The 25,425-nt window shown below is 68.9% G+C and carries 26 protein-coding genes; 17 read left to right on the plus strand and 9 right to left on the minus strand.

Annotated elements, in window-relative coordinates; genetic code table 11:
• The first annotated feature begins 24 nt into the window (after window positions 1-24).
• Window positions 25-720, plus strand: a complete 696-nt coding sequence (locus DFQ15_RS02690) for a fumarylacetoacetate hydrolase family protein (RefSeq protein ID WP_110464475.1) — start codon at window positions 25-27, stop codon at window positions 718-720.
• 17 nt (window positions 721-737) lie between these two features.
• On the plus strand, window positions 738-1,283 hold the full coding sequence (locus DFQ15_RS02695; RefSeq protein WP_110464476.1) for an NUDIX hydrolase: 546 nt from the start codon (window positions 738-740) through the stop codon (window positions 1,281-1,283).
• A 126-nt stretch (window positions 1,284-1,409) separates the two neighbouring features.
• Here the strand turns inward: DFQ15_RS02695 and DFQ15_RS02700 are convergent, their stop codons facing one another.
• From DFQ15_RS02700 to DFQ15_RS02710, 3 genes are all read right to left on the minus strand, one after another.
• The gene (locus DFQ15_RS02700) at window positions 1,410-2,723 is read right to left on the minus strand and encodes a DUF1501 domain-containing protein (RefSeq protein WP_110464477.1); all 1,314 of its coding nucleotides are present in this window, start codon (window positions 2,721-2,723) and stop codon (window positions 1,410-1,412) included.
• 202 nt (window positions 2,724-2,925) lie between these two features.
• A complete protein-coding gene (locus tag DFQ15_RS02705; RefSeq protein ID WP_374940989.1) occupies window positions 2,926-4,527 on the minus strand; it encodes a DUF1800 domain-containing protein in 1,602 nt (533 codons plus the stop codon).
• Between the two features lie 201 nt (window positions 4,528-4,728).
• Window positions 4,729-5,457, minus strand: a complete 729-nt coding sequence (locus DFQ15_RS02710) for a DUF2325 domain-containing protein (protein ID WP_110464478.1) — start codon at window positions 5,455-5,457, stop codon at window positions 4,729-4,731.
• Between the two features lie 424 nt (window positions 5,458-5,881).
• Here DFQ15_RS02710 and DFQ15_RS02715 point away from each other — a divergent pair, with 424 nt between their 5' ends.
• Window positions 5,882-6,511 carry a hypothetical protein gene (locus tag DFQ15_RS02715; RefSeq protein WP_110464479.1) on the plus strand — a complete coding sequence of 210 codons (630 nt, stop codon included), beginning with the start codon at window positions 5,882-5,884 and terminating at the stop codon, window positions 6,509-6,511.
• A 198-nt stretch (window positions 6,512-6,709) separates the two neighbouring features.
• Complete coding sequence (locus DFQ15_RS02720) at window positions 6,710-7,858, plus strand: YihY/virulence factor BrkB family protein (RefSeq protein WP_110464480.1); 1,149 nt, start codon at window positions 6,710-6,712, stop codon at window positions 7,856-7,858.
• 105 nt (window positions 7,859-7,963) lie between these two features.
• On the opposite strand, the gene DFQ15_RS02725 is transcribed toward DFQ15_RS02720, so the two are convergent.
• Complete coding sequence (locus DFQ15_RS02725; RefSeq protein WP_110464481.1) at window positions 7,964-8,911, minus strand: LysR substrate-binding domain-containing protein; 948 nt, start codon at window positions 8,909-8,911, stop codon at window positions 7,964-7,966.
• A 208-nt stretch (window positions 8,912-9,119) separates the two neighbouring features.
• Between DFQ15_RS02725 and DFQ15_RS02730 the strand changes: the two genes are divergently transcribed.
• The 3 genes from DFQ15_RS02730 to DFQ15_RS02740 all read left to right on the plus strand — a co-directional run bounded on the left by DFQ15_RS02730 (window position 9,120) and on the right by DFQ15_RS02740 (window position 12,204).
• The gene (locus tag DFQ15_RS02730) at window positions 9,120-10,319 is read left to right on the plus strand and encodes an acyl-CoA dehydrogenase (RefSeq protein ID WP_110464482.1); all 1,200 of its coding nucleotides are present in this window, start codon (window positions 9,120-9,122) and stop codon (window positions 10,317-10,319) included.
• Between the two features lie 184 nt (window positions 10,320-10,503).
• On the plus strand, window positions 10,504-11,745 hold the full coding sequence (locus DFQ15_RS02735) for a CaiB/BaiF CoA transferase family protein (protein ID WP_110464539.1): 1,242 nt from the start codon (window positions 10,504-10,506) through the stop codon (window positions 11,743-11,745).
• Between the two features lie 225 nt (window positions 11,746-11,970).
• Window positions 11,971-12,204 carry a hypothetical protein gene (locus DFQ15_RS02740; RefSeq protein ID WP_110464483.1) on the plus strand — a complete coding sequence of 78 codons (234 nt, stop codon included), beginning with the start codon at window positions 11,971-11,973 and terminating at the stop codon, window positions 12,202-12,204.
• 17 nt (window positions 12,205-12,221) lie between these two features.
• Here the strand turns inward: DFQ15_RS02740 and DFQ15_RS02745 are convergent, their stop codons facing one another.
• A complete protein-coding gene (locus tag DFQ15_RS02745) occupies window positions 12,222-13,130 on the minus strand; it encodes an NAD-dependent epimerase/dehydratase family protein (protein ID WP_110464484.1) in 909 nt (302 codons plus the stop codon).
• 78 nt (window positions 13,131-13,208) lie between these two features.
• Here DFQ15_RS02745 and DFQ15_RS02750 point away from each other — a divergent pair, with 78 nt between their 5' ends.
• Complete coding sequence (locus DFQ15_RS02750) at window positions 13,209-14,249, plus strand: CDP-6-deoxy-delta-3,4-glucoseen reductase (RefSeq protein ID WP_110464485.1); 1,041 nt, start codon at window positions 13,209-13,211, stop codon at window positions 14,247-14,249.
• Window positions 14,206-14,844: a hypothetical protein gene (locus tag DFQ15_RS18095; RefSeq protein WP_310593090.1), complete on the plus strand. Its 639-nt coding sequence runs from the start codon at window positions 14,206-14,208 to the stop codon at window positions 14,842-14,844. The genes DFQ15_RS02750 and DFQ15_RS18095 overlap by 44 nt, the downstream gene beginning before the upstream one ends.
• 239 nt (window positions 14,845-15,083) lie before the next feature.
• Here DFQ15_RS18095 and DFQ15_RS02760 read toward each other — a convergent pair whose 3' ends face one another.
• On the minus strand, window positions 15,084-16,205 hold the full coding sequence (locus DFQ15_RS02760) for a JmjC domain-containing protein (protein ID WP_110464486.1): 1,122 nt from the start codon (window positions 16,203-16,205) through the stop codon (window positions 15,084-15,086).
• 39 nt (window positions 16,206-16,244) lie between these two features.
• Between DFQ15_RS02760 and DFQ15_RS02765 the strand changes: the two genes are divergently transcribed.
• The gene (locus DFQ15_RS02765) at window positions 16,245-16,769 is read left to right on the plus strand and encodes an FKBP-type peptidyl-prolyl cis-trans isomerase (RefSeq protein ID WP_110464487.1); all 525 of its coding nucleotides are present in this window, start codon (window positions 16,245-16,247) and stop codon (window positions 16,767-16,769) included.
• 66 nt (window positions 16,770-16,835) lie between these two features.
• Here DFQ15_RS02765 and DFQ15_RS02770 read toward each other — a convergent pair whose 3' ends face one another.
• The 3 genes from DFQ15_RS02770 to coaBC all read right to left on the minus strand — a co-directional run bounded on the left by DFQ15_RS02770 (window position 16,836) and on the right by coaBC (window position 19,248).
• Window positions 16,836-17,354 carry an outer membrane lipoprotein gene (locus DFQ15_RS02770; RefSeq protein ID WP_110464488.1) on the minus strand — a complete coding sequence of 173 codons (519 nt, stop codon included), beginning with the start codon at window positions 17,352-17,354 and terminating at the stop codon, window positions 16,836-16,838.
• Between the two features lie 217 nt (window positions 17,355-17,571).
• Window positions 17,572-18,018, minus strand: coding sequence for a dUTP diphosphatase (dut, locus tag DFQ15_RS02775; protein ID WP_110464489.1), 447 nt, complete (start codon window positions 18,016-18,018; stop codon window positions 17,572-17,574).
• 15 nt (window positions 18,019-18,033) lie between these two features.
• A complete protein-coding gene (gene coaBC, locus DFQ15_RS02780) occupies window positions 18,034-19,248 on the minus strand; it encodes a bifunctional phosphopantothenoylcysteine decarboxylase/phosphopantothenate--cysteine ligase CoaBC (RefSeq protein WP_110464490.1) in 1,215 nt (404 codons plus the stop codon).
• Between the two features lie 179 nt (window positions 19,249-19,427).
• Between coaBC and DFQ15_RS02785 the strand changes: the two genes are divergently transcribed.
• The 7 genes from DFQ15_RS02785 (at window position 19,428) to DFQ15_RS02815 (ending at window position 25,419) form a co-directional block, all read left to right on the plus strand.
• Window positions 19,428-21,113, plus strand: coding sequence for a CTP synthase (locus DFQ15_RS02785; RefSeq protein ID WP_110464491.1), 1,686 nt, complete (start codon window positions 19,428-19,430; stop codon window positions 21,111-21,113).
• Entirely contained in the window at window positions 21,110-21,964 is an 855-nt protein-coding gene (kdsA, locus tag DFQ15_RS02790) for a 3-deoxy-8-phosphooctulonate synthase (RefSeq protein WP_110464492.1), read from the plus strand. Before DFQ15_RS02785 ends, kdsA begins: the two co-directional genes overlap by 4 nt.
• Complete coding sequence (locus DFQ15_RS02795) at window positions 21,961-22,251, plus strand: DUF1330 domain-containing protein (RefSeq protein ID WP_110464493.1); 291 nt, start codon at window positions 21,961-21,963, stop codon at window positions 22,249-22,251. Before kdsA ends, DFQ15_RS02795 begins: the two co-directional genes overlap by 4 nt.
• 72 nt (window positions 22,252-22,323) lie before the next feature.
• Window positions 22,324-23,607 carry a phosphopyruvate hydratase gene (eno, locus tag DFQ15_RS02800; RefSeq protein ID WP_110464494.1) on the plus strand — a complete coding sequence of 428 codons (1,284 nt, stop codon included), beginning with the start codon at window positions 22,324-22,326 and terminating at the stop codon, window positions 23,605-23,607.
• A 159-nt stretch (window positions 23,608-23,766) separates the two neighbouring features.
• On the plus strand, window positions 23,767-24,042 hold the full coding sequence (locus DFQ15_RS02805; protein ID WP_055833641.1) for an FtsB family cell division protein: 276 nt from the start codon (window positions 23,767-23,769) through the stop codon (window positions 24,040-24,042).
• Window positions 24,043-24,097: 55 nt separating this feature from the next.
• The gene (gene pnuC / locus DFQ15_RS02810) at window positions 24,098-24,733 is read left to right on the plus strand and encodes a nicotinamide riboside transporter PnuC (RefSeq protein WP_110464495.1); all 636 of its coding nucleotides are present in this window, start codon (window positions 24,098-24,100) and stop codon (window positions 24,731-24,733) included.
• Window positions 24,730-25,419: an AAA family ATPase gene (locus tag DFQ15_RS02815; RefSeq protein ID WP_110464541.1), complete on the plus strand. Its 690-nt coding sequence runs from the start codon at window positions 24,730-24,732 to the stop codon at window positions 25,417-25,419. The genes pnuC and DFQ15_RS02815 overlap by 4 nt, the downstream gene beginning before the upstream one ends.
• Window positions 25,420-25,425 lie beyond the last annotated feature (6 nt).

The raw sequence follows: 25,425 nt of genomic DNA on the forward strand, positions 1-25,425 counted from the left end.
TTCCAGACACCTCCAGGATTTCGCATGAGCTATGTCTTCCCACCTTCCGCACCCGTCGCCGTCCCGGTGGTCGGCCGTCCCGAACAGTTTCCGGTGCACCGCATCTACTGCGTGGGCCGCAACTACGAAGAGCACGCCAGGGAGATGGGCTTCACCGGCCGCGAGCCGCCCTTCTTCTTCCTGAAACCGGCCGACGCGGCGCTGGTGGTGCCCGAAGGCCAGACCGGCAGCCTGCCCTACCCCAGCCTGACGAAGAACTTCCACCACGAGATCGAGCTGGTGGTGGCGATCGGCAAGGGCGGCAAGAACATCGCCGCGGCCGATGCCTTGGATCATGTCTTCGGCTACGCCATCGGGCTCGACATGACCCGCCGCGACCTGCAGAACGAGATGAAGAAACAGGGCCGCCCGTGGAGCATCGGCAAGGGCTTCGACCACAGCGCGCCCATCGGCCCGATCCTGCCGAAGGAGCAGGCCGGCGACATCGAGCGCGCCGAGATCTGGCTGAGGGTCAACGGCGCAGACCGCCAGCGCAGCACCGTCGCCAAGCTGATCTGGAACATCGCCGAGACGATCGAGCACCTGTCGGCCGCCTGGGAGCTGCGGCCCGGCGACCTGATCTACTCGGGCACCCCCGAAGGCGTGGCCGCCGTGGTGGCGGGCGACGTGCTCGAGGGCGGCGTGGCCGGCCTGGGCACGCTCGGCGTCAAGGTCGTCTGACCGCACCGCAGCCGCCGATGATCCAGCGCACCCCGATCCGCCACTGCCGCAACTGCGGCACCGCCGTGGTCTACCGCCTGCCCGACGACGGCGACACCAAACTGCGCGCCGTCTGCCCGGCCTGCCACACCGTCCACTACGAGAACCCGCTCAACGTGGTCGGCACGGTGCCGCACCTGGACGACCGGGTGCTGCTCTGCAAGCGCAACATAGAGCCGCGCAAGGGCAAGTGGACGCTGCCCGCCGGCTTCATGGAGCTGGACGAGACGACCGCCGGCGGCGCCGAGCGCGAAACCGACGAGGAGGCCGGTGCCAGGATCGCGATGGGGCCGCTCTTCAGCGTGATCAACGTGGCCGCGGTCGGCCAGGTGCATTTCTTCTACCTTGCGCAGCTGCTGTCCGACACCTTCGACCCGGGCCACGAGACGATGGAGGCGCGGCTCTTCACCGAAGAAGAAATCCCGTGGGACGAGATCGCCTTCAGGACGGTGCGCGACACGCTGCAGCTGTACTTCGCCGACCGCCGGCACGGCATGTTCGGCATGCACCATTTCAACATTTAGCAACGGGGAAGAAAGCCACTCACGCCGCGGCTCTCGTCGACCGATCCCACACCGCCGGATTCGAGAGAAAAATGTCTATAGCCGACGTACAGCGCCGACTGCCAGCTATATTTTTCATAGTAACGGCTAGACCAGCCCCAGGTCCACCGGCCGCACGCCCGGGAACACCTGGGCGAGCCGCGCGGCATCCAGCCCGTACATGCGGCCGAACAGCCCGCCGAATACCGCGCGGTATTCGTTGAGCACCGGAAAGTCGCGGTTCTGGTTCAGCGTGCCGGGCGCGACCGCCACCTGCTCCCCCACGGTCCGGCCACCGCGCACCGCGCCGCCGGCCACCCAGTAGGTGCTGCCGTGGCCGTGGTCGGTGCCGCGGGTGCCGTTCTCGCGGAAGGTGCGGCCGAACTCCGACACCACCACCACGACCGTCTTGTCCCATGCCGGTCCCATCTCCTCGGCGAAGCCGCCGATGCCGCTGCCCAGGTTGCCGAGCAGGTTGGCCAGCCGGCCCTGGGCACCGCCCTGGTTGACGTGGGTGTCCCAGCCGCCGACGTCGATGAAGCCCAGGTTGAAGCGGTCGCGCATCAGCACCGCCATCCGGCGGGCCTCCAGATCGAAGCCCTTGGCGCTGAGCGCACGGCGGTTGGCCTCCTCCATCTCATGGTTGCGGGCGGCCATGTCGGGCGCCATGCCGGCGGCGGACGAGGCGGTGCGCTTCTGCAACGCCTCGGCCTCTTCGGCCACCGTCTTGCGCAGCTCGAAGCCTTCGGCGATCACCGGCTCGAAGCGGGTGCCCTGGTACATCTGCGCCAGCAGGGCCGTCTGCCGCGCGTCGAACGGCGTGCGGCCGGTACCCTTGAGCGAGACGTTGGGCACGTTCTGCGGGCCGGCCATCACGCCCGGCAGACCGTCGGTGAACGCCACCGGCGCGGCGCGCCCGCCCATCGCGCCGGCCAGGCGGTTGAGGAAGCCGCTACCGCGCTGCGCCGTATCGGCGGCGGTGGTGGAACGGTCGCCGGGCATCGGCAGCCCGGCCTCGACCCCGTCCTGCGTCTCGAAGTGGCTGCGCGAGAGATCGTCGGTGCCGGCGAAGGGCAGAAAGGCGAGCTGCCGCCGCTGCCACAGCGGCAGCGCGCCGGCCGCAAGCGCCGGGTGCAGGGCCCAGCCGCCCTCGGCGCCGGGCAAGGCGATGGCGGCCTGCGGATCGGCCGCCGCATCGCCCACTGCAGGCCGGCGGATCGCGATGGTGGGCCGCGACGCGTAGTAGAAATCGCTGCCCGCCGGCACCAGCACGTTGGCCGCGTCGTACCCGCCGCGCAGGAACACCAGCAGAAACCGCGCATCGGCCTGGGTCGGCAGCGCATAGACGCGCGACCCGACCGCCGGCCCCGCCAGCGCCAGCCCGGCACAGCCCAGGTGCCGCAGGAGTTCTCGTCGTTGCATCGCATGCTCCTCGCGCCGCAGCGCTCTTTTCGTCGATCGCCTACCCACGGCGCAGCCCGTCCCCGGGCACGCGGCAAAAGCCGCGCCGCGAAGCCAGGCGCCCCACCAGGGACACCGTGGGTCCGGCTCTGCCGGCCCACCGGTGTCGCCCCGTCGCAGGGGGTGGGCGGCCACACGCAGTGGGCAAGCCTGGGGGTGGGCTTCACCTGGTCATCCACTCGGGCGACGACAGCAGCACCGCGTTCCACTCGGGCTGCGACGCGGCCTGCGCCAACGCGGAGCGGGTCGCGGGGCCGAGCGTCGGCTCGACGAAGCGGTAATAAGTGCGGGTGGCGAGCACCGGAAAACCGGTGCGCGGCAGCGGCTTTCCGTCGTCGTCGTCGTCGGCGTAGAGCGCGGCCTGGCCGGCGCCGATCGCGCGCGCGATCTCGAAGCGCTTGACCATCTGGCCCGAGCTGGCCCACGCCGCCTCGGACGCCGGATAACCGTCGGGCGAGACGCGGCCGTAGAGCGGCTCGCCCAGCTGGTTCAACCAGCCGATCACCGGCCGCAGGTTGCCGATCGGCCGCTCGGCATAGGCCAGGCGCAGCGACGAGACGACGTACTGGAACGGGTCCTTGAACTTCTGCGGTCCGCCTGGGGCAAGGGCGGCCTCCATCTCGGGCGACAGGAACATCGTGCGCAGCACCTCGGCGATGTCGCCGCGCGAGCGTTCGAAGCGCTGCGCCATGCGGTCGACCAGGGCGGGCGGCGGCGTGTCGGCCACGAAGTAGGCCGCCAGCTTGTGCGAGACGAAGCGTGCGGTGGCCGGCTGACGGGAGAGCAGTTCGACGGCCTGCTCCACCTCGCCGAAACCACGCCCTTCGATCCGCTGGCCCAGCACGGTCTTCGCGCCGAAATCGTGCCGCGCCGGATTGAACTCGAACAGGCCTTCGTGCAGGTACAGGGCCTGGCGCTGGGGTGCGAGCCGCGGCGGCTGGCCGTCGTTGTCGATGCCCACGCCGGTCAGCACCCGGGCCAGTTCCTGCACGTCCTGCTGGGTGTAGCGCGACCCGCTCGGCCCGCCGGCCACGCCCAGGGTGTGCAGCTCCATCAGCTCGCGCGCGTAGTTCTCGTTGATGCGGTTGGCCGCGCTCTGGGCGTTGTCGAGGTATTCCAGCATCGCGGGGGACCGCAGCGTGGCCATCGCCAGCGTGTCGAAGCGGCCCAGGGCGTGGGGCCGCACCGAGCGCTCCTCGTACTCGCCCAGCGTCCAGCGCACGTTGCCCTTGCCGGCGTAGACGTTGAAGTGGTTCATCCAGAACCAGGTCATCTGCTCGCGCAACTGGGCGGGCGACCGCAGGGCGCGCAGCAGATGGCGACGGGTAGTGTCCTGCACCGCCTCGCTGTTGGCGCGGTTGAGGGCTGCGCGGGCCGCCTGCCTCTCGTCCTCGTCGGTCAGGGTATGGATGCGGCGCTGCTCGGCGCGCGCCGCCCGCAGCCGCTGCTCGGCGCTCTGCTGCGCGACCGGCATCGCGGCGATGGCGTCGGCCAGCGCCGGCGGGTCCTGCGCCGGGGGCGCCAACTGCCGGTCGAGGCAGGCCTTGCGCCCCAGTGTCTGCAGCTGCCGAGCATCGGCCTCGTCGGCGCGGAAGTTGACCCGGTTGAGCCAGCGCCAGTCGCTGGCGGTCAGCGCCGCGCCGCTGCCGTCGGCACCGGGCATGGCGCCCGGCACCGCGCAACCTGCGGCGGCCAGGCCCGCGCCGGCGGCGGCAGCGCTCAGCAGCGTGCGGCGGGACAAGGGGCTATCGGTCGTGGAAGGCAAGCGGAACTCCGGTACGGGGCCGTGGGCTGCAGGGCGGCCTACCGCCGGACGGCGCCGGCGCCGGGGGCCATGTCGGGCCGCCAGTGTGCGTCCAGGGCCGGCCGGCCGGCATGGAGTTGCGGTGGACGGTTCGTAAAGAAGGCGCAAACCGCGTGTCCCGCGGTGATCGGCGGCCGCCGACGGCGTGCGGGCGCTGCGGCGTCAGCGGTGCAGCGCGTCGGCCGCTTCCGGCGGGCCGCCCGCCCGCATCCGTTCGATCGCCTGGGGCCGATCGACCAGCACGCACTGCTTGCCGGTGCGGCGGCAGTGGTCCTGCACCCGCCAGTAGGCGCCGTGGCCCACGCAGCCGGTCTGGCAGATGACCAAGTCGGCGGCGACCAGGCTGGCTTCCAGCGCCTCGGCATCGTCCTGGTCGCTGCCGCCGTGGTGCAGGAACTGGCCGCCCGCGCGTTCGACCAGGCGCTGCGCCGCGGTGGCATCGTCCGCATCGGGCCCGACGCAGAGGACCGCCTTGCGGTGCAGATCGGCGGCGACCGGCGCTATCGTGGGAACGGGAACGGGAACGGGAACGGGAACGGGCGCCGCCGCATCCGGCATCCGGCCCGCGCGCAACTGCCAGCCGAACCGCTCGCGCATCAGGCGCCGCGCCCGCTCCACCAGCGCCTCGATCCGCCGGGCCAGCGCACGCCGACGCGGCAGGCCGGGCACCGCGGCCTCGGCACCCAGCCGGTCTTCGCGGGCGAAGGCGAGCGCCGTGTCGCGTACGACGACCGCGGCGCGCAGCCGCACCGCCTCGGCCTCCAGCCGCCCGATGGCCCGTGCCTGCGCCACCAGCAACTCGCTGCAGCGGCCCTGCGACCGGCCATATTGGCGCGCGAGCGCGGCGTATTCGCGCGTGGCGCTAGGGGTGTCGGCAGGCGGCTGGGTCATGGTGTTCCGTCCGGTAGATGCAGGGCCGGCAGGCGCCGGAGCGGGCATTCTAGATGAGAATATTTTTCATTTACAACCCTTGGTGGTGTGAGTGCGAGGGTCTTGCGACGCCTGTCCGACGCTCCTCGCCTGCCGGAAACACCCCCTGCGGCCCGCTGCAAAAACGCGGCGGTCGTGGTAAGGGCGGTGGACATTCGGTCGGTATCGGTATCGGTATCGGTATCGGTATCGGTATCGGTGGAGGTGGAGGTGGGGCGGCGATCAGGGCAGGGAGAACCGTGGAGGCTACCGACCCGATGCGCCGCACCGACGTGCGTTGTGCGGCGATGGATAGTCGCAAATTCGTTGAAGCGCGGCTGGTTGCAAAGTCGGCCGGCGAAGTGATTACAGTAGGCACCGAACTTTTCCCATCGCCTGGACACCCATGAAACACCTCGCCCTCTGCGCCATGGCCGCCACCGCCGTGCTGGCCGGATGCGTCACCCCGCCACCGCCGCCGCCCACCGTGGCGCAGGTGCTAGACGCCGATCCCACCACCGACTGCCTCAGGGCCGCCAACCGCGATCCGCGCCTGACCTTGCTGGAGCCGAAGCTGGGCAGCCTGCGTTCCGCCGGCCAGGCCTCGCTGCCGATGCTGGCCAGCAAGGACTACCCGACCGCCACCGAGAAGGTCGCGTTGGAAGTCTGGGGCAACGAACGTCAGCGCTGCGTGAAGCTCGGCGAGAGCTACCGCGCCGCCAACCTGCCGTTGCCGCTGGTCTCGGCCTTCGAGCTGGGCCAGCGCGACCTGGTCTTCCTCACCGCCAAGCTCTACGGCGGCGAACTGACCTACGGCCAGTTCAACATGCGCCGCCAGGAGCTGGCCGGCGCCCATCGCCAGCGTCTGATCGAGTTCGAGCAACAGTACGCCGCCTACCTGTCGCAGATCGAGCCGCAGCGCCGCCTGGCCGCCTCCGGCCCGCCGCAGACGATGCCGGTGGCCCCCGCGGTGCGTGCCCTGTTCACCACCTGCAACCGGTACAGCGTCGACGGCGTGAACTGCACCAGCCAGTAAGGTCGGCCGAGCACCGCCGCCCCTGGCGAACTGCGGTGCGCAATGGTGGAGCCCGGAAACATCCTGCACGACCCTTGCAAAGCGGTGCTTCGACGCTTGCGGTATCCATCACCGCGGCGCGTCCTGCGCCTTGCCGCCGGGCCTCTCCCCGGTTTTCGCGGGCACGTCACAGTGCATAACACGCTCTCGGAGGGAGCCATGTCCACGGTCACGTCGCACGCCAAGCGTTTTTTCAGTCTCGCCAGGAAATCGATCGCCGCATGGTCGGACGACTACGCCCCCAGCATGGGCGCGGCGATCGCCTACTACGCCGTCTTTTCGCTCGCGCCGCTGTTGCTGATCGTGATCGCGGTCGCCGGCTTCGTCTTCGGCCGCGAGGCGGTGCAGGGCGAGATCGTCGGCCAGCTCTCGGGCCTGCTGGGCCGCGACGGCGCGCTCGCGGTGCAGGGCCTGATCAAGAGCGCCAGCCAGCCGGCCCAGGGCCTTGTCGCCACCGTCATCAGCCTGGTGGTGCTGGCCGTCGGCGCGACCACCGTCTTCGGCGAGCTGCAGAGTTCGCTCGACCGGATCTGGGGCATACCGACCACCGCCAACTCCGGCATCCGGGCGACGCTGCGGGCGCGGCTGCTGTCCTTCGGCCTGATCCTGGGACTGGCTTTCCTGCTGATGGTGTCGCTCACCGTCAGCGCGGCGGTGGCGGCCATGGGCACCTGGATCGGCTCGGTGCTGCCGGGCTGGGCGGTGACGCTGCAGATCATCAACCTGGCGGTGTCGCTCTGCATCACCACCCTGCTGTTCGCGATGATCTACAAGCTGATGCCCCAGGCCAGGATCGCCTGGCGCGACGTGTGGGTGGGCGCCGTGGTGACCGCCGTGCTGTTCGAGGTGGGCAAGCTGCTGATCGGCCTGTACGTGGCGCGCAGCAGCGTATCGTCGAGCTTCGCCGCTGCCGGATCGATCATCGTGCTGCTGGTATGGGTCTACTACTCGGCACAGATTTTCCTGCTCGGTGCCGAGTTCACCTGGGTCTACGCCAGCGAGCACGGTTCGCGTGCGACGCTGCCGGTGCCCGATGCACCCGAAGTGCCGAGCAAGTCCGATCCGGTGCCGGCGGCGGGCGCGTATCCGTACCGGCCAGATGCACAGACTGCGGCCGTGGTTGCGTCGTCCACAGCACCGGACCACGCCGACCATCTGGTGGAAGCGTACGCACCCCAGGGGCCGACGATGCGACAGAAAATCTACGTCACGGTCGCGCTGACCGCGCTGCAGATCGTGATCCGGATGGCGATGCGGCGTGGGGCGGCGCGGAAAGCGGCGCGCCGGGCGGGTCTGCGGCGACGCTGAGCACCACCGCCGACGGTCCGCTCCGGGCGCGGCTGCGGCTGTCCATTTGCTATTTTTTCTATAGCTACTGACCGTTATTCCGCGCTGGCTAGAGGCCGATTCGGCTCATGAAATCGCCGCAGGGCCAGCCGAGCCCCGGTCTTCCACGGCCGACGCCGCCTCGTCGGCCATGGTGCGCATCCAGACCCGGAACTGCGCCAGCACCGCCGGCTCGTGCTCCAGCACCGGCGTCACCAGGTAGTAGGACCGCTCGCCCCGCAGCGGCTGCGGGCAGGCGACGACCAGCTCGCCCCGGGCCAGCTCGGCCTCGATCAGCATCGGCGGCATCAGGGCCACGCCCAGGCCGTGGGCGGCGGCCACGGCGAGCATCGAGAACAGCTCGTAGCGCGGGCCGGCCAGCGCGGCCGGTGCCTGCACCTCCATCGCGTCGAACCACTGCCGCCACCCGTAGGGCCGGGTGCTCTGCTGCAGCAGGGGCAAGGCCGCGACCTGCAGAGGGGCCAGCGGCCGGCCCTGCAGCAGCGCCGGGCTGCAGACCGGCAGCACGTCCTCCCGCATCAGCGGCTCGGCCCGGGTGCCGGGCCAGCGGGCGACCTGCTCGGCCGTGCCGGTGAAGAGCGCCGCGTCGAAGCCGGTGTCGTCGAACAGGAACGGCCGGGTTCGGGTCTCGATGTGCACCACCGTGTCGGGGTGCAGCGCCGCCAGCTGCGGCAGCCGCGGGATCAGCCAGCGGGTGGCGAAGGTCGGCACCGCCGCGAGGGCGATCGCACCGCCACGGCCCTGGCCGGCCATCAGGTCGAGAGTGTCGCGCTCCAGCCCCTGCAGGCCGCGCGAGATCTGCTTCCAGTACTGGGTGCCGCCGGGCGTCAGCGCCACCCCGTGGCGGGTGCGGCGGAACAAGGCAACGCCCAGGTACGCCTCCAGTGCCAGCACCTGGCGGGAAACGGCGCTCTGGGTGAGCGAGAGTTCCTCAGCGGCGCGGGTGTAGCTCTCGTGCCGCGCGGCGGCCTCGAAGCAGGCCAGCGCCTGGGTGGAGGGTATACGGCGTCGCATGCTGCAATGGAATCGAGGGGAGTCTGCCAACGGCTGCGGAAGGAGGCATGGGGCAGCCAGACATTCCATGATCGCATACCTCGATGTGCAATCCTCGTTTGCCGCGGCAGACCCGCAGGACTAGCATCCAGCGGTGACGTTCCCGGCCACGCCGGCCGGTGCGCCCCGCAGGGCGCCCGCCCCCACCCGCATCCCCAGGAGACCTCCCATGTCAAGCTCTTCCCGCGCCGCCTTCCAGTGGGCCGACCCGTTCCTGCTCGATCGGCAACTGACCGATGACGAACGCATGGTCCGCGAGGCCGCCGCGGCGTACTGCCAGGACAAGCTGGCCCCCCGCGTGCTGGAAGCCTTCCGCGACCAGAAGACCGACGTGGCCATCTTCCGCGAGATGGGCGCGCTGGGCCTGCTGGGCCCGACCATCCCCGAACGGTACGGCGGCCCCGGCCTCAACTACGTCGCCTACGGCCTGATCGCCCGCGAGGTGGAGCGGGTCGATTCGGGCTACCGCTCGATGGCCAGCGTGCAGTCGTCGCTGGTGATGGTACCGATCCATGAATTCGGCACCGAGGAACAGAAGCAGAAATTTTTGCCCAGGCTGGCCAGCGGCGAGTTCATCGGCTGCTTCGGCCTGACCGAGCCGGACCACGGCTCCGATCCCGGCAGCATGGCCGCGCGCGCCCGCAAGGTCGACGGCGGCTACAGGCTGTCGGGCAGCAAGATGTGGATCAGCAACAGCCCGATCGCCGACGTGTTCGTCGTCTGGGCCAAGGAAGTGGACACTGCCGGCAACGTCGGCCCGATCCGCGGCTTCGTGCTCGAGAAGGGCATGGCCGGCCTGAGCGTCCCCGCGATCCACGGCAAGGTGGGCCTGCGCGCCTCGATCACCGGCGAGATCGTGATGGACGGCGTGTTCTGCCCCGAAGAGAACGCCTTCCCGGAAGTGCAGGGCCTGAAAGGCCCGTTCACCTGCCTCAACAGCGCCCGCTACGGCATCTCGTGGGGCGCGATGGGCGCCGCCGAGGACTGCTGGCACCGTGCCCGCCAGTACACGCTCGACCGCAAGCAGTTCGGCCGCCCGCTGGCCGGCACCCAGTTGATCCAGAAGAAACTGGCCGACATGCAGACCGAGATCGCCCTCGGCCTGCAGGGCAGCCTGCGCCTGGGCCGGATGAAGGACGAAGGCACCGCCGCGGTCGAGATCACCTCGATCATGAAGCGCAACAACTGCGGCAAGGCGCTCGACATCGCCCGTCTGGCCCGCGACATGATGGGCGGCAACGGCATCAGCGACGAGTTCGGCGTGGCGCGCCACCTGGTGAACCTGGAAGTGGTCAACACCTACGAAGGCACGCACGACGTGCATGCGCTGATCCTGGGGCGGGCGCAGACCGGGATCGCTGCCTTTTAGCAAACCCCCAGGCTGCGCGCTGCGCGTCTTCGCCTACCCCCTTGCCGGGGGCGATACCGACGGCCCGGCGAAGCCGGTTCCGCGGTATCCCTGAGAGAAGCCGGTCCGGTCGCGGTTGACGCGGCCGGGCTGCGAAAACAAACCTGATGCAGCGGAGCGCCGATGCGCGGCGTGGGAGATGGGCATGACGATGCAGAACGCCGGCGCATTGGCCGGCATCAAGGTACTGGACCTGTCGCGCGTGCTGGCCGGGCCGTGGTGTACCCAGACGCTGGCCGATCTGGGAGCGGACGTGGTGAAGATCGAGCGGCCGGGCGCGGGCGACGATACGCGGCAGTGGGGGCCGCCGTTCCTGAAGGACGCGGCGGGCCACGACACCGACCAGGCGGCGTATTTCGCCTGCTGCAACCGCAACAAGCGCTCGGTCACGGTGGACATGGCCACGCCCGACGGGCAGGCGCTGCTGCAGCGGATGGCCGGAGGAAGCGACGTGGTCGTGGAGAACTTCAAGGTCGGCGGGCTGCGGGCTTACGGGCTCGACTACGAGAGCCTCAAGGCGGCCAATTCGCGGCTGGTCTATTGCTCGATCACCGGGTTCGGCCAGGACGGGCCGTACGCCGGGCGGGCCGGCTACGACCTGATGGTGCAGGCGATGAGCGGCATGATGAGCATCACCGGCCGGGCCGACGGGACGCCCGGCGGCGGGCCGCAGCGGGTGGGCGTGGCCCTGACCGACACCTTCACCGGCATGTACGCCGCCACCGCCATCCTGGCCGCGCTGCAGGCGCGCCACCGGACCGGCCGCGGCCAGTACATCGACATGTCGCTGCTCGACGTCGGCATGGCGCTGCTTGCCAACCAGACCACCGGCTACCTCAACAGCGGCACCGTGCCGCAGCGCCAGGGCAACACCCACCCGAGCCTGGCGCCGTACCAGGACTTCCCCACGGCCGACGGCTCCATGCTGCTGGCGATCGGCAACGACGGGCAGTTCGGCCGCTTCTGCGCCGCGGTGGGACGGCCGGAGTGGCGCGCCGATCCGCGCTACGCCAGCAACACGCTGCGGGTGCGCAACCGCGAAACGCTGATCCCGGCGATGGAACAGGTCACCCGCGGCCGCTCCACCGCCGACTGGATCGCCCTGCTGGAAGACAAGGCCGTTCCCTGCGGCCCCATCAACGACATCGCCCAGGCATTCGACGATCCGCAGGTACAGGCCCGAGGACTGGCGATCGGCCTGCCCCGGTCGGCCGGCGACGGCATCGACACGATCCGGGGAGTGGCCAGCCCGCTGCGGCTGTCGGAGCATCCCCCGGTGTTGCGCCACGCGCCGCCCGCGCTGGGCCAGCACACCGACGAGGTGCTGGCCGAGTGGGGCGTGCCGGAAAGCGAGCGGGTGCGTTTGCGGTCTGCGGGCGTCTTGTAGCGCTTCGGGCTCCGGCACGGGCCACGGCGCAGGCGGGTTCCTGCAGGGATACGCCCCTCCGGCCCCTGCCGCACGGGATGGGGGAGGTCTACAACGGTGTTCCATGGGTCGCCCAGCGTGCGCCCTTGTAGAAAGGAACCGCCATGAAACGCCTGTCTTACACCCCGTGCGCATCCCTGCTGAGCGCAGCGGCGTGCGTGATGATGTCCGCCGCCCCCCGCCGCGATGGCTCAGCGGCCGGATGCCGGTTCCGACGACCAGTGGGACAGGCTGCAAAACCAGTCGCAGACGCAGCGGCAGGTCGATCGGGTCAAGAAGGACGATTGGCATGCACCGCGCGAACGGTCCCGCGGATCGCGCGACTGGCGGCCGGAAAGCGATGGCCGCTATGGCCGCCGCATCGACAACGACCGCAGCGCGGTCGACTGGCTTGACCGGAAACGTCGGCGGCGCGACTGACCGCGCCGGTCCGGGCATCAAATTCCCGAGCGCAGGCCTTCGGCGATGGTCGGATAGCGCAGCTTCAGCCGCAGTTCTTGCGTCAGCCTGGCGTTCACCAGCCTGCGCGATTCGCTGAGGAAACTCATTTGCATCGCCGATAGATGCTGCTCGGCTTCCTGACGGCCGATGCGCGGCGGACGCGGCAACCCGTAGAGGTCGGCCGCATGGTCCATGTAGGCGGCCATCGTCATGTCGGTAGCGTCGCTCGCATGGTAGACCCGCTGCGGCGCGCCTCGCCACAGGGCCGCACAGCAGGCCCGCGCCAAGTCGTCGGCGTGGATGTGGTTGGTGTAGACATCGTCGTCGGCCCGCAGGACCGGCGTTCCGCGTTGCAGGCGAGCCCGTGGCGTTCCGCCGTCCCGGTCCGGCGCATAGATGCCGGGAATGCGGAGGATACTCGCGCGGCTGCCGCGCCCGAAAAAGCGCACACGGCCCTCGGCATCGACCCGGCGGCAGGCGCGTGCATTGCGGGGCGCGACGGTCCTCGTCTCGAATACTTTCGCTCCAGCGCAGTCACCGTAGACGCCGGTCGTGGAGCCGTATACGAGCGCCATCGGCCGAGGTCCGGCAGCCAGCGCATGCAACAGGGCCCGGGTGCGGGGATCGGCATGCGGATCGGCTGCCATTGCGTCGCGCGGCGGCGGTGCCAGGTGCAGCACCCGCTGTCCCAGGCCGGCCAGCCGCCGCAGGCTGGCGGCATCGTCCAGATCGCCGCGCAAGGGCACGACGCCCCGCTGTCGCAGTTCGGCGATGCGGTCCGGCGACGAGGTCAAGGCGAGCAGCCGCACCCGCGGCGCCAGCAGGCCGGCCACCCGCAGACCGACATCGCCGCAGCCGACGATCAGCACCCGCGTTCGACGAAAACGTGCAGGCAGGGCACCCATGGGAATACGGGAGGGGCTTGGGTTTGCAGGCAAAATCGAAGGCTATAAGAAAGAAGAAACTTCCAAGGATAACGAGCGATGCGTTTCACCATTTCCGTGCAGCCCAGCGGGCGTTCCTTCACCACCCAGCCCGACGAAGCCATCCTGGCCGCGGCGATCCGCCAGGGCATCGGCCTGCCCTATGGCTGCAAGGACGGCGCCTGCGGTTCGTGCAAGTGCCGCAAGCTCGAAGGGGCCGTCGTCCACGGAGAACACCAGAGCAAGGCCCTGTCGGCCGATGAGCAAGCCCGGGGCTTCGTCCTGACCTGCCGGGCGGTGCCGCAGAGCGACGTGGTGCTGGAATCGCGCCAGGTCACCGACGAGAGCGCTTTCCCGGTCCGCAAGATGCCGGTCCGGGTGTCGTCGCTGGAGCGAAAATCGCATGACGTGATGCTGCTGCGCCTGCAATTGCCCGCCACCGAGCATCTGCGCTACCACGCCGGCCAGTACATCGAATTCATCCTGCGCGACGGCAGCCGCCGTGCGTACTCGATGGCGACCGCGCCCCACCGCCAGGAAGAAAGCGGCCCGAGCGCCGAACTGCACATCCGCCACATGCCCGGCGGCAAGTTCACCGACCACGTGTTCGGCGCGATGAAGGAAAAGGACATCCTGCGCTGCGAAGGCCCGTTCGGCAGCTTCTTCCTGCGGGAAGAATCGAAAAAACCGATCGTGCTGCTGGCGTCGGGCACCGGCTTCGCGCCGGTCAAGGCCCTGATCGAGCGGATCCAGTTCAGGGGGCTCGACCGACCCGTCACGCTGTACTGGGGCGGCCGCCGCCCGGGCGACCTGTACCTGCACGACTGGGTGCTGCAGAAGGCCGCCGAGCTGCCGCAATTGACCTACGTGCCCGTGGTCTCGCATGGGCTGCCCGAGGACGCCTGGACCGGCCGTACCGGCTTCGTCCACCAGGCCGTGCTGGACGACTTCGCCGACCTCTCCGGTCACCAGGTGTATGCCTGTGGCGCTCCGATCGTGGTGGAGTCGGCACAAAAAGCATATGTGCAAGAGCGCGGACTGCCGGCAGAGGAATTTTTTGCCGACGCGTTCACCAGCGAAGCGGACAAGCACGGCGCATGAAAGCATCAAGCCTGCGACAAAATTACAATCCCCAAAAGAAAATCCGCCACGCAGTTTCACCTGCGTGGCGGATTTTCTTTTTGTCTATCCAGGCAATGCCATCATGCATTCACCGGATACCGAAACGTACGATACCGTCGCCGATCAAGATACTAAAACCCACGCATGCGGCCTACGCCGCAATTACTTCTTGGCTGCTTCCGCAGCAGCGTCCGCCGCCCTCTTGGCCGCATCGTTTGCCGCGTCTGCAGCCGCATTGGCGCTGCTCGCAGCGCCCGCAGCGTTGTTGGCTGCATTGGCAGCGTCGTTAGCCGAGCCTGCGGGGGTGGTCGTATCCGGGGCTGCCGAGGTGGCGGGACCGGGGCCGATGGCGGCGCCGGGTACGGGAGCCGCGGTGGAAGGCGGAGCGGGTGCCTGCAGCGGCGGAGGGGCCGGAACCGGTTCTGCTTTCTTGCCGCAGGCCGCCAATGCGACGGCAGACACCAAGCCTGCCAAAACGAGGGAATTTCTCATGATTTTCGGATCCTTGTCCATCTGGAGTTATCAATCGTTCGGGCGGAATGACCGTCTGCGGCGATGTCGACATTCATTGTAGGGGCACGCCAACGCCGCGACGTTAAGCAGTTGCGTTCCATTTCATCCAAACGTAACAGACTCGCTACCTGCTGGTCGACAGGTAGGACGTTGCAGCGCGCGTGCATTGCACCGCGCTTAGAGCGGCTAACACAACCCTTCTGGCGTCGTTGCCGCACCTTGTCGTACTACTCGTACTGTCTGCGATGCGGCGCCTAGCCAGCACCGCTTCGCTGGGTTGTGTTAGCCGCTCTTACCAGGTCATGACGTTTGGCGCAGCCACCCGTCCTCGCACCAGTCGGCCAGAATCTCGCGTGCGCCGGCGCTCGCTGTGGCCATGTCCGCGGCGTCCAGCCGCCGTCGATCCGCCAGCTTCCGCATCAGCCGTGCATCGCGTCCGCTCGCGAGGAAACTCTCTCCGTTGATGAAGATGTGCCGCGCGTCGTAGAGCATGCGGGTGCGCCTGTCGAGGTGGGCGGCGCTGGCCGGGTCGAACGCCGCGCCTTGCTCGAACCGGACTTGCGATTTCGGTTCGGTCAGGTATTCGCCCAAGGCACAAGCCACCGCATCGCGGTCCTCCAGCCATTGGGCGACCGCAGCCCGCGCGAAGTGCTCCATCTCTGCAGGAATGGCGCCCGTGTTGGCGACCGCGGGCTGCCGCGGGTCGGCATACAGTGCGTCGTTGCCTTCGGCGGCGTGCTCGGCCATACGCTGCAGGATGTCCTGCGCGAGTTCGCCGCGCCGTGGTGCGCGAAACCCGATGGAGCAGGTCATGCACTCGCCTTCGGCGATGCCGTCGTGCGCGTACCGCGGCGGCAGGTAGAGCATGTCGCCCGGCTCCAGCACGAACTCCTGTTCCGGCTCGAAATTCGCGAGCACCTTCAGCGGCACGTCGTCCCGCAGCGAAAGATCCTTCTGCTTGCCGATGCGCCAACGCCGCCTGCCGTGCGTCTGCAGCAGAAAGACGTCGTAGCTGTCGAAGTGCGGCCCCACCCCGCCGCCGTCGGTGGCGAAGCTCACCATCACATCGTCGAGCCGCGCGGCCGGCAAAAAGCCGAACGCTTTCAGAAGGCCGTGCGCGCCGTCGTGGTGCAGGTCGAGCCCCTGTACCAGCAAGGTCCAGCGGGGCTGGTTCAACGACGGGAGTGCGCGCCGGGCCAGCGGACCGTGCCGCATCTTCCAGCCGGCCCCTTCGCCGACGATGAGGCGCGATTCGACATCGTCGCGCGCGGCCATCGCCAACAGGTCGGCGCGCGCCGGCAGCAGGTCGCCGGGCGAAGCGATGGCGCCCCGCACCAGCAACGGCTTCTTGTGCCAGTGGCGGCGCATGAACGTGTCGGCGCTGAGCCCACCGAGAAGCGCCAGCGGCAAGGAGGTATCCATGGAGAGAAGCGGACAGAGTCGAACTGCGACAATTCTCTTATGGAAATAATCCCTCAATGCGTGGTCGCACTGACCTGGACCCTGACCGACACCCTGGGCGAAGAACTCGACGTACTCGACGAGCCCGTCGAGTTCCTGCTGGGGGGCGACGACCTGCTGGCACCGATCGAGCGGGCGCTGCAGGGCCATGTCGCCGGCGACGAACTCGCGCTGCAGATCGAGCCCGAGGAAGGGTTCGGCGATTTCAACGACCGCCTGCTATTCCTGGAACCCCGCAGGCTGTTCCCGCCCGAGCTGGAGGAAGGCATGACCTTCGAAGGCCATGCGCTGCCGAAAGGCACGAACCCCGAGGCGCCGAAGGACGCGCTCTACACCGTGTCGGAAATCTATCCCGAGCATGTGGTGCTGGACGGCAACCATCCGCTGGCGGGTATCGCCATCCGCATCCACCTGACGGTCGACAGCGTGCGCGAAGCGACAGAAGAAGAGATAGGGCGCGGTACGCTCGGCACCGGCTTCTTCCGCATCCAGACCCAGGCACCCGGTAGCGAAAGCCTGCACTAGCGCCTGCTCACCAACCAAGCAAAACGGCTGCCCGAAGGCAGCCGTTTTTCGCGCAGAGCAACGTCGTCAGATGCGCTGCAGCTGACCGCCCTGGATGCGCACCCGATCGCCGATGCGCAGATCGCCTGGAGCCGGTACGTCGAAGGCTCGCGAGCTGCCGTTGTCGACCTGCACCGAAATCCGGTAGGTCTGCACCACGCGCCCACGCTGGTTGCCCTCGATCTGGTTGCCCGCCACGGCACCGCCGACGACGCCGATGCCGGTGGCCAGGGCCCGTCCGCCACCGCTGCCGATCTGATTGCCCACGACGGCACCGAGCACGCCGCCGATGATCGCGCCGGCGCCCGAGGGTGCACGCGCCTGCTCGGACTGCAGCACTTCGATGTTGGACACTCGGCCGAATTCGGCATACGCACCGCCATGCTCGTACGCCGGATAGGGCGCGGGCTGCGCGACCGGTGCGGGATACTGGGCCGGATAGTTGGCAGCGGGACGACCGTAGTAGGGATCGGTGCCGCAGGCGCTCAGGGTTGCGACAGCGACCGCGCCGATGGCCATGGTGGAAAAACGAGAGATGGTTTTCATGGGAGGCTCCTGGATGAGGGGTGCTTGTGGACGTCTGCTGCACACCGCGAACTTCCGAGTCGAACATGCCGTCCAGCATATCCTGCTCGGCGCGCTCCGCGTAGCCGCGTCGGAAAAGAACGCCTATAGGGTAGGTGCGGGCCGACCATGGCTTGCATAGCCGCAGCAAAGACCGTTGCCGGATGTGTCCGGTCCTGGCCGACGCCGTCCGGCCCGATCAGGCCGTTCCGGTCGAGCCGTAGCCGCCTTCGCCCCGCGCCGAGGCCTCGAACCCGTTCACCACCCGAAAGCGCGCCTGCACCACCGGCACGATGACCAGCTGGGCGATCCGCTCCATCGGCTCGATGGTGAAGGCCGTGCCGCTGCGGTTCCAGGCGCTGACCATCAGCTGCCCCTGGTAGTCGCTGTCGATCAGGCCGACCAAATTGCCCAGCACGATGCCGTGCTTGTGGCCCAGGCCCGAGCGCGGCAGGATCATCGCGGCGTAGCCCGGGTCGGCCAGGTGGATCGCGATGCCGGTGGGCACCAGCTGCCAAGCGTTGGCGGCCAGTGTCCGGGGCGCGTCCAGGCAGGCGCGCAGGTCCAGCCCGGCACTGCCCGGCGTCGCATAGGCCGGCAGCCGCTCCGCCATGCGGGGGTCGATGATCTTGACGTCCAGTTCCATTATTCCTCAACCCAATCAGTGCCTGGCCGGCAGGGCGCAAGCGATCTCTGCTATCAATTCGTGCGCAAGCTTCGCCTTGGACGCGCGGTCGAGCAGGCGGCTGCCTTTTTCGTCCACCAGCAGCAACTGGTTGTCGTCCTGCCCGAAAGCCGCAGGGCCGATGTTGCCGACCATCAGCGGCACGCCCTTGCGGCGGCGTTTGGCCTCGGCATTGGCGAGCAGATCGTGCGTCTCCGCCGCGAAACCGACGCAGTACAACGCGCCGGAGCGGGCCCGGTCGGACTGGGCAACGGCCGCCAGAATGTCGGGGTTCTCGACGAACGCCAGCGTCGGCGCATCGCCCGATCCGTCCTTCTTGATCTTCGCGTCATGGAAGGTCGCGGTCCGCCAGTCGGCCACCGCGGCGGTGGAGACGAAGACGTCGGCGGCGCCCACCGCCGCCTGCACCGCCGCCTGCATCTGCAGGGCCGACTCGACCCGGACGCGTCGCACGCCGCGCGGCGTTGCGAGCGCCACCGGTCCCGATACCAGCGTCACCTCGGCGCCGGCCACGTGGGCCGCGCGTGCGATGGCGAAACCCATCTTGCCGGACGAACGGTTGGTGATGCCCCGCACCGGGTCGATCGCCTCGAAAGTCGGGCCGGCGGTGACGACCACCCGGCAGCCGGCCAGCGGCTTCGGCGCCAGGAAGGCGATCAGATCCTCGAGAATCTCGTCGGGCTCCAGCATGCGACCGTCGCCCGTTTCTCCGCAGGCCTGGTCGCCGTTGCCGACGCCCAGCACCGTGGCCCCGTCGGCCTGCACCTGCGCCAGGTTGCGCTGCGTGGCGGGGTGGGTCCACATCTCGCGGTTCATCGCCGGGGCCAGCAGCAGGGGCTGGCCGGCGCGCCGCGCCAGGCAGAGCAGGCTGAGCAGTTCGTCCGCCCTGCCCTGCGCCAGCCGAGCGATGAAGTCGGCGCTGCACGGCGCGATCAACACCGCATCGGCTTCGCGGCTCAGGTTGATGTGCGGCATGGCGTTGTCTTCGCGCGCGTCCCACTGCGAACCGCAGACCGGCCGGCCCGACAGAGCCTGCATCGTCACCGGCGTGATGAACCGCCCGGCCGCCTCGGTCATCACCACCTGCACCGTCGCGCCGGCCTTGACCAGGCCCCGGCACAAGGCGGCCGATTTGTAGCAGGCGACGCCTCCGCTGAGGCCGAGCACCAGGTGTTTTCCAGACAGGTCCATGGAAGGGGCGTTCGGCAGGTGGGGGGGGGGGACGCGGCGGGGTGGCGAGCCTACGGAGCGCGCCAATGTAGCAGAGGGGATCGGCACCGCCCGCCACCGAAACCGCACCGGCCCAAACCTATAATCTCGCTTTACCAGCTCCCCGAGCGGACCGCCTTCACGGGTTTTCCGACTTCGACATGACCAAATTCGTCTTCGTCACCGGCGGTGTGGTGTCTTCCCTGGGCAAGGGAATCGCCTCAGCCTCCCTTGCCGCGATCCTTGAATCGCGGGGCCTCAAGGTCACGCTCATCAAGCTCGATCCCTATATCAACGTGGATCCGGGCACCATGTCCCCCTTCCAGCACGGCGAGGTGTTCGTCACCGACGACGGCGCGGAAACCGACCTCGACCTGGGCCACTACGAGCGGTTCATCGAGACGCGGATGAAGCGCACCAACAACTTCACCACCGGCCGGATCTACCAGTCGGTGCTGGAGAAGGAACGCCGGGGCGACTATCTCGGCAAGACGGTGCAGGTGATCCCGCACGTCACCAACGAGATCCAGGAGTACGTCAAGCGCGGCGCCGGCATCGGCACCGCCGACGCGGTGGACGTGGCGATCGTCGAGATCGGCGGCACCGTGGGCGACATCGAATCGCTGCCCTTCCTCGAGGCGGTGCGCCAGATGAGCCTGCGCATGGGGCCGAACAACACCGCCTTCGTGCACCTGACCTACGTGCCGTGGATCGCCGCGGCCGGCGAGCTGAAGACCAAGCCGACCCAGCACACGGTGCAGAAGCTGCGCGAGATCGGCATCCAGGCCGACGCCCTGCTCTGCCGTGCCGACCGCCGCATTCCCGACGACGAGCGCGCCAAGATCTCGCTGTTCACCAACGTACCCGAATGTGGCGTGATCAGCATGTGGGACGTGGACACCATCTACAAGGTGCCACGCATGCTGCACGAGCAGGGCCTCGACGGCCTGATCTGCGACAAGCTGCGCCTGAACACGCCGCCCACCAGCCTGAAGCGCTGGGACGACCTGGTCTACGAGACCGCCCATCCGCGCGGCGACGTGACGATCGCGATGGTCGGCAAGTACGTCGACCTGTCCGACAGCTACAAGTCGCTCAACGAGGCCCTGCGCCACGCCGGCATGCGCAACCATGTGCGGGTGAAGATCGAGTACGTCGATTCCGAAACCATCGCGCCCGACAGCGTCTCGCGGCTCGCCGCATACGACGCGGTACTGGTGCCCGGCGGCTTCGGCAAGCGCGGCGTGGAAGGCAAGATCTGCGCGGCCCGTTTCGCCCGCGAAAGCAAGACGCCGTACCTGGGCATCTGCCTCGGCATGCAGGTGGCCACCATCGAATACGCCCGCCACGTGGCGGGCCTGCCGGACGCCAACAGCACCGAGTTCGAGCCCGCCACCCCCTGCCCGGTGATCGCCCTGATCACCGAGTGGAAGGACGCCGACGGCACGATCAAGACGCGCAACGCCAGCTCCGACCTGGGCGGCACGATGCGCCTAGGGGCGCAAAGCTCCGACGTGGCGCCCGGCACCCTGGCCCACGACATCTACGGCGACGTGGTCACCGAACGGCACCGCCACCGCTACGAAGCCAACGTCAACTACCTCGATCAGCTACGCAGTGCCGGCCTGGTGATCTCGGCGCTGACCCAGCGCGAGCACCTGACCGAGATCGTCGAGCTGCCGCGGACGGTGCACCCGTGGTACATCGGCGTGCAGTTCCACCCCGAGTTCAAGTCGACGCCCTGGAACGGCCACCCGCTGTTCAACGCCTTCATCGAGGCGGCGGTCGAGCACCGTGCCGCCGGCGCGCAGCCCCTAGAAGCCCCGGCGGCCGAGGTGCCGGCATGAAGCTCTGCGACTTCGACATCGGGCTGCAGCACCGGTTCTTCCTGATCGCCGGACCCTGCGTGGTCGAGTCAGAGCAGTTGCAGATGGACGTCGCCGGGCAGCTGAAGGACATCACCGCGGCGCTGGGCATTCCCTTCATCTTCAAGAGCAGCTTCGACAAGGCCAATCGGTCGTCGGGCACCAGCTTCCGCGGCCCGGGCCGCGAGAAGGGCCTGGAGATTTTGGCCAAGGTGAAGCGGACGCTGCAGGTGCCGGTGCTGACCGACGTGCACAACGAGGACGACATACGGGCCGCGGCCCAGGTGGTCGACGTGCTGCAGACGCCCGCCTTCCTGTGCCGCCAGACCGATTTCATCCGCGCGGTGGCCCAGTCGGGCAAGCCGGTCAACATCAAGAAGGGCCAGTTCCTCGCGCCGCACGACATGAAGAACGTGATCGACAAGGCGCGCGCCTCGGCCAGGGAAGCCGGCCTGTCCGAAGACAGTTTCACGGCCTGCGAGCGGGGCGCGAGCTTCGGCTACAACAACCTCGTCTCCGACATGCGCAGCCTGTCGATCATGCGCGAGACCGGCGCGCCGGTGGTGTTCGACGCGACCCATTCGGTGCAGCTGCCCGGCGGCAACGGCACCAGCTCCGGCGGCCAGCGCGAGATGGTGCCGGTGCTGTCGCGCGCGGCGGTGGCGGTCGGCGTGGCGGGCCTCTTCATGGAAACCCATCCCGATCCGGCCAACGCCCTGTCCGACGGCCCCAACGCGGTGCCGCTGCGCCATATGAAGGCGCTGCTGGAGACGCTGGTGGCGCTCGACGACGTGACCAAGCGGCACCCCTTTCTCGAGGACTCCTTCGCATGAGCAGCGGCTACATCATCGCCACCGTCCAGGTGACCGACCCGACGCAGTACGAGGACTACAAGAAGTGGTCCACCGAGGCGATGCGGGTCCACGGCGCCGAGGTCTGCGTGCGCGGCGGCGCCTTGACCGTGATCGAAGGCGACTGGTCGCCCTCGCGCCTGGTGGTACTCAAGTTCCCCAGCTACCAGAAGGCCCAGGATTTCGCCGCGTCGCCCGAGTACGACAAGGCGCGCATCGCCCGCCAGGGCGCGGCCATCATGCAGATGGTGGCGGTCGAAGGTGTTTAGACATCCGATCCGCCGCCGCGTGTGCCGGCCGCCCTCCCCCCGATTCAGCACCCCAATGAAAGAGAAGAACGTATGAGCGCAATCGTTGATATCGTCGGCCGCGAAGTGCTCGACAGCCGCGGCAACCCCACCGTCGAATGCGACGTGCTGCTGGAATCCGGCGTGATGGGCCGTGCGGCTGTGCCCTCGGGCGCCTCCACCGGCAGCCGCGAGGCGATCGAGCTGCGCGACGGCGACAAGAGCCGCTACGCCGGCAAGGGCGTGCTGAAGGCCATCGAGCACATCAACACCGAGATCTCCGAAGCGGTGCTGGGCCTGGACGCGTCCGAGCAGGGATTCCTCGACAAGACGCTGATCGACCTGGACGGCACCGACAACAAGAGCCGCCTGGGCGCCAACGCGATGCTGGCCGTCTCGATGGCCGTGGCCCGCGCCGCGGCCGAGGAATCGGGCCTGCCGCTCTACCGCTACTTCGGCGGCATGGCCGCGGTCCAGCTGCCGGTGCCGATGATGAACGTGATCAACGGCGGCGCGCACGCCAACAACTCGCTGGACATCCAGGAGTTCATGATCATCCCGGTGGGCGCCCCCAGCTTCCGCGAAGCCGTCCGCTACGGTGCCGAGATCTTCCATGCGCTCAAGAAGATCATCAACGACCGCGGCATGAGTACCGCCGTCGGCGACGAAGGCGGCTTCGCCCCCAGTGTCGACAGCCACGAAGCCGCGATCCAGCTGATCCTGGAGGCCATCTCGGCCGCCGGCTACACCGCGGGCGAGCAGATCGCGCTCGGCCTGGACTGCGCCGCGAGCGAGTTCTACAAGGACGGCCAATACGTGATCGCCGGCGAGCACCTGACGCTGAGCGCCGCGCAGTGGACCGACATGCTGGCCACCTGGGTCGACAAGTACCCGATCATCTCGATCGAGGACGGCATGGCCGAAGGCGACTGGGACGGCTGGAAGCACCTGACCGAGCGCCTGGGCGAGAAGGTCCAGCTGGTGGGCGACGACCTGTTCGTCACCAACACCAAGATCCTGGCCGAAGGCATCGAGAAGCGCATCGGCAACTCGATCCTGATCAAGATCAACCAGATCGGCACCCTCACCGAGACCTTCGCCGCGATCGAGATGGCCAAGCGCGCCGGCTACACCGCCGTGATCTCGCACCGTTCGGGCGAGACCGAGGACAGCACGATCGCCGACATCGCCGTCGGCACCAACGCCGGCCAGATCAAGACCGGCTCGCTGTCGCGCTCGGACCGTACCGCCAAGTACAACCAGCTGCTGCGCATCGAGGAAGACCTGGGCGACATCGCGGTGTACCCCGGCCGCACGGCCTTCTACAACCTCCGATGAACCACCCCCCCGAGGCGCCGGTGGCGCCTCCCCCTCCAGGGGCCCCCTCCAGGGGGCGAACCCGGCGGCCCGGCAAAGCCGGTTCCACGGGTTCCCTGATAAATGCGCGCTGCAGTGGCGGTGCGTGTCTGGTACTTACCCCCGTGAACGAAGGCTGAGATGGTCAACCGAATCGTGCCCCTGGTGCTGCTCGTCGTGCTGGCGGGCCTGCATGCGCAGCTCTGGCTGGGCCGGGGCAGCGTACCGGCCGTCAAGCTGATGCGCCAGCAGATCGAGACCCAGAAGGTGGCCAACGCCGAGTCGCTGCGGGTCAACGAGCGGCTGACGTCCGAGGTGAGCGATCTGCGCGAAGGCCTCGACATGGTCGAGGAAAAGGCCCGCAGCGAGCTGGGCATGGTCAAGCCCAACGAGATCCTGGTCCAGTTGGCCAAGTGACCGCGGCCGGCACGGTGCTGCCGGCCCGCCATCGCCTCCGGCGCATCCGCTGCCCATGACCGATACCCTGTCCGCCCTGCTGTTCGCACCCGCCTTCGTGCTCTGGGGCGCTCCGGCCTCCTGGGCCGAGGTACTGGGCTTCGCCCTGGGATTGTGGATGGTGCGGATGAACATCCGCGAGCGGCACTGGGGCTGGCCGCTGGCGATCCTCAGCTCGGTCCTTTACTTCTTCGTCTTCTGGCGCAGCCGGCTGTATGCCGACGCATCGCTGCAGGTCTTTTTCGCGCTTGTGGCCCTGTGGGGCTGGACCCAGTGGCTGGCCGGCCGGCGGGCCGATGGCAAGCCCTTGACCGTGGGCCGTCTCGGCCGCCGCGGCCGTCGGGCCACCCTGCTCGCCTGCCTGCTGCTCTGGCCGGTCATCGGCCTGGCGTTGGCGCGCTACACCGACAGCGACGTGCCGTGGTGGGATGCGTTTCCCACCGCGACCAGCCTGGTCGCCCAGTTCCTGCTGGGCCGCAAATACATCGACAACTGGGGGCTGTGGCTGGTGGTGAATGTGGTGTGCGTCGGTCTGTTCGCCTACAAGGGGCTGTGGCTGACCGTGGTGCTCTACGCGCTCTTCGCGGCACTCAGCATCGTCGGCTGGCGGGCGTGGCGGCGGCGAATGGCGCCGGGCGACGCCGCGGCATGACGGCGCCTTCGCTGGCGCCGGCCGTCGCAATCGTCGGTGCCGAAAGCACCGGCAAGACCGACCTCGCCGCCGCCCTGGCATCGCACCTGCGGGCATGCGGCCTGCGGGTCACGGTGGTCGACGAGGTGCTGCGTGGCTGGTGCGAGCGCGAGGGCCGCACGCCACGGCCCGACGAGCAGATGGCGATCGCCGCCGAGCAGGCCCGCCGCACCGACGCCGCCCGCGCCCGGCCCGGCACCGATCTGGTGGTGACCGACACCACGCCCCTGATGACCGCGGTCTACAGCGACCTGCTGTTCGACGACCTGTCGCTCTACCCCTTCGCACTGGAGCACCAGCGCGGCTACGCCGCCACTCTGCTGACCGGGCTAGACCTTCCCTGGGTGGCCGATGGCCTGCAGCGCGACGGGCCGCAAGTCCGCGAGCCGGTCGATGCGCGGGTGCGTGCCGCCCTGCGGCGGGCGGCGCTGCCTTGCCAGGTGATATATGGCCAGGGGGATGCCCGGCTGCTCCACGCACTTGATGCTATCAATACTATAGCTAGTGGTCGGCTTTTCATAACGGCTACAGGCACTTTTCATTCGAAAAAAAGCCCTGCGCCCGCTTGGCGCTGCGAGGGTTGCGGCGACCCGGGATGCGAGCGCCGCCTGTTCACCGCCTTGCGCGACCGCGGCACCGCCGGCTGAGGTCGG

The organism is Xylophilus ampelinus (genome assembly GCF_003217575.1).
GTDB classification, from domain to species: Bacteria; Pseudomonadota; Gammaproteobacteria; order Burkholderiales; family Burkholderiaceae_C; genus Xylophilus; species Xylophilus ampelinus.

Coding starts and splice junctions, on each gene's coding strand:
- DFQ15_RS02745 (WP_110464484.1), bottom strand. CDS start 13,130: ATGGGTGCCCTGCCTGCACGTTTTCGTCGAACGCGGGTGCTGATCGTC.
- DFQ15_RS02795 (WP_110464493.1), top strand. CDS start 21,961: ATGAGCAGCGGCTACATCATCGCCACCGTCCAGGTGACCGACCCGACG.
- DFQ15_RS02805 (WP_055833641.1), top strand. CDS start 23,767: ATGGTCAACCGAATCGTGCCCCTGGTGCTGCTCGTCGTGCTGGCGGGC.
- DFQ15_RS02735 (WP_110464539.1), top strand. CDS start 10,504: ATGACGATGCAGAACGCCGGCGCATTGGCCGGCATCAAGGTACTGGAC.
- DFQ15_RS02760 (WP_110464486.1), bottom strand. CDS start 16,205: ATGGATACCTCCTTGCCGCTGGCGCTTCTCGGTGGGCTCAGCGCCGAC.
- DFQ15_RS02765 (WP_110464487.1), top strand. CDS start 16,245: ATGGAAATAATCCCTCAATGCGTGGTCGCACTGACCTGGACCCTGACC.
- DFQ15_RS02725 (WP_110464481.1), bottom strand. CDS start 8,911: ATGCGACGCCGTATACCCTCCACCCAGGCGCTGGCCTGCTTCGAGGCC.
- DFQ15_RS02690 (WP_110464475.1), top strand. CDS start 25: ATGAGCTATGTCTTCCCACCTTCCGCACCCGTCGCCGTCCCGGTGGTC.
- DFQ15_RS02770 (WP_110464488.1), bottom strand. CDS start 17,354: ATGAAAACCATCTCTCGTTTTTCCACCATGGCCATCGGCGCGGTCGCT.
- DFQ15_RS02730 (WP_110464482.1), top strand. CDS start 9,120: ATGTCAAGCTCTTCCCGCGCCGCCTTCCAGTGGGCCGACCCGTTCCTG.
- pnuC (WP_110464495.1), top strand. CDS start 24,098: ATGACCGATACCCTGTCCGCCCTGCTGTTCGCACCCGCCTTCGTGCTC.
- DFQ15_RS02715 (WP_110464479.1), top strand. CDS start 5,882: ATGAAACACCTCGCCCTCTGCGCCATGGCCGCCACCGCCGTGCTGGCC.
- dut (WP_110464489.1), bottom strand. CDS start 18,018: ATGGAACTGGACGTCAAGATCATCGACCCCCGCATGGCGGAGCGGCTG.
- DFQ15_RS02720 (WP_110464480.1), top strand. CDS start 6,710: ATGTCCACGGTCACGTCGCACGCCAAGCGTTTTTTCAGTCTCGCCAGG.
- kdsA (WP_110464492.1), top strand. CDS start 21,110: ATGAAGCTCTGCGACTTCGACATCGGGCTGCAGCACCGGTTCTTCCTG.
- coaBC (WP_110464490.1), bottom strand. CDS start 19,248: ATGGACCTGTCTGGAAAACACCTGGTGCTCGGCCTCAGCGGAGGCGTC.
- eno (WP_110464494.1), top strand. CDS start 22,324: ATGAGCGCAATCGTTGATATCGTCGGCCGCGAAGTGCTCGACAGCCGC.
- DFQ15_RS02785 (WP_110464491.1), top strand. CDS start 19,428: ATGACCAAATTCGTCTTCGTCACCGGCGGTGTGGTGTCTTCCCTGGGC.
- DFQ15_RS02750 (WP_110464485.1), top strand. CDS start 13,209: ATGCGTTTCACCATTTCCGTGCAGCCCAGCGGGCGTTCCTTCACCACC.
- DFQ15_RS02815 (WP_110464541.1), top strand. CDS start 24,730: ATGACGGCGCCTTCGCTGGCGCCGGCCGTCGCAATCGTCGGTGCCGAA.
- DFQ15_RS02695 (WP_110464476.1), top strand. CDS start 738: ATGATCCAGCGCACCCCGATCCGCCACTGCCGCAACTGCGGCACCGCC.
- DFQ15_RS02710 (WP_110464478.1), bottom strand. CDS start 5,457: ATGACCCAGCCGCCTGCCGACACCCCTAGCGCCACGCGCGAATACGCC.
- DFQ15_RS02740 (WP_110464483.1), top strand. CDS start 11,971: ATGGCTCAGCGGCCGGATGCCGGTTCCGACGACCAGTGGGACAGGCTG.
- DFQ15_RS02700 (WP_110464477.1), bottom strand. CDS start 2,723: ATGCAACGACGAGAACTCCTGCGGCACCTGGGCTGTGCCGGGCTGGCG.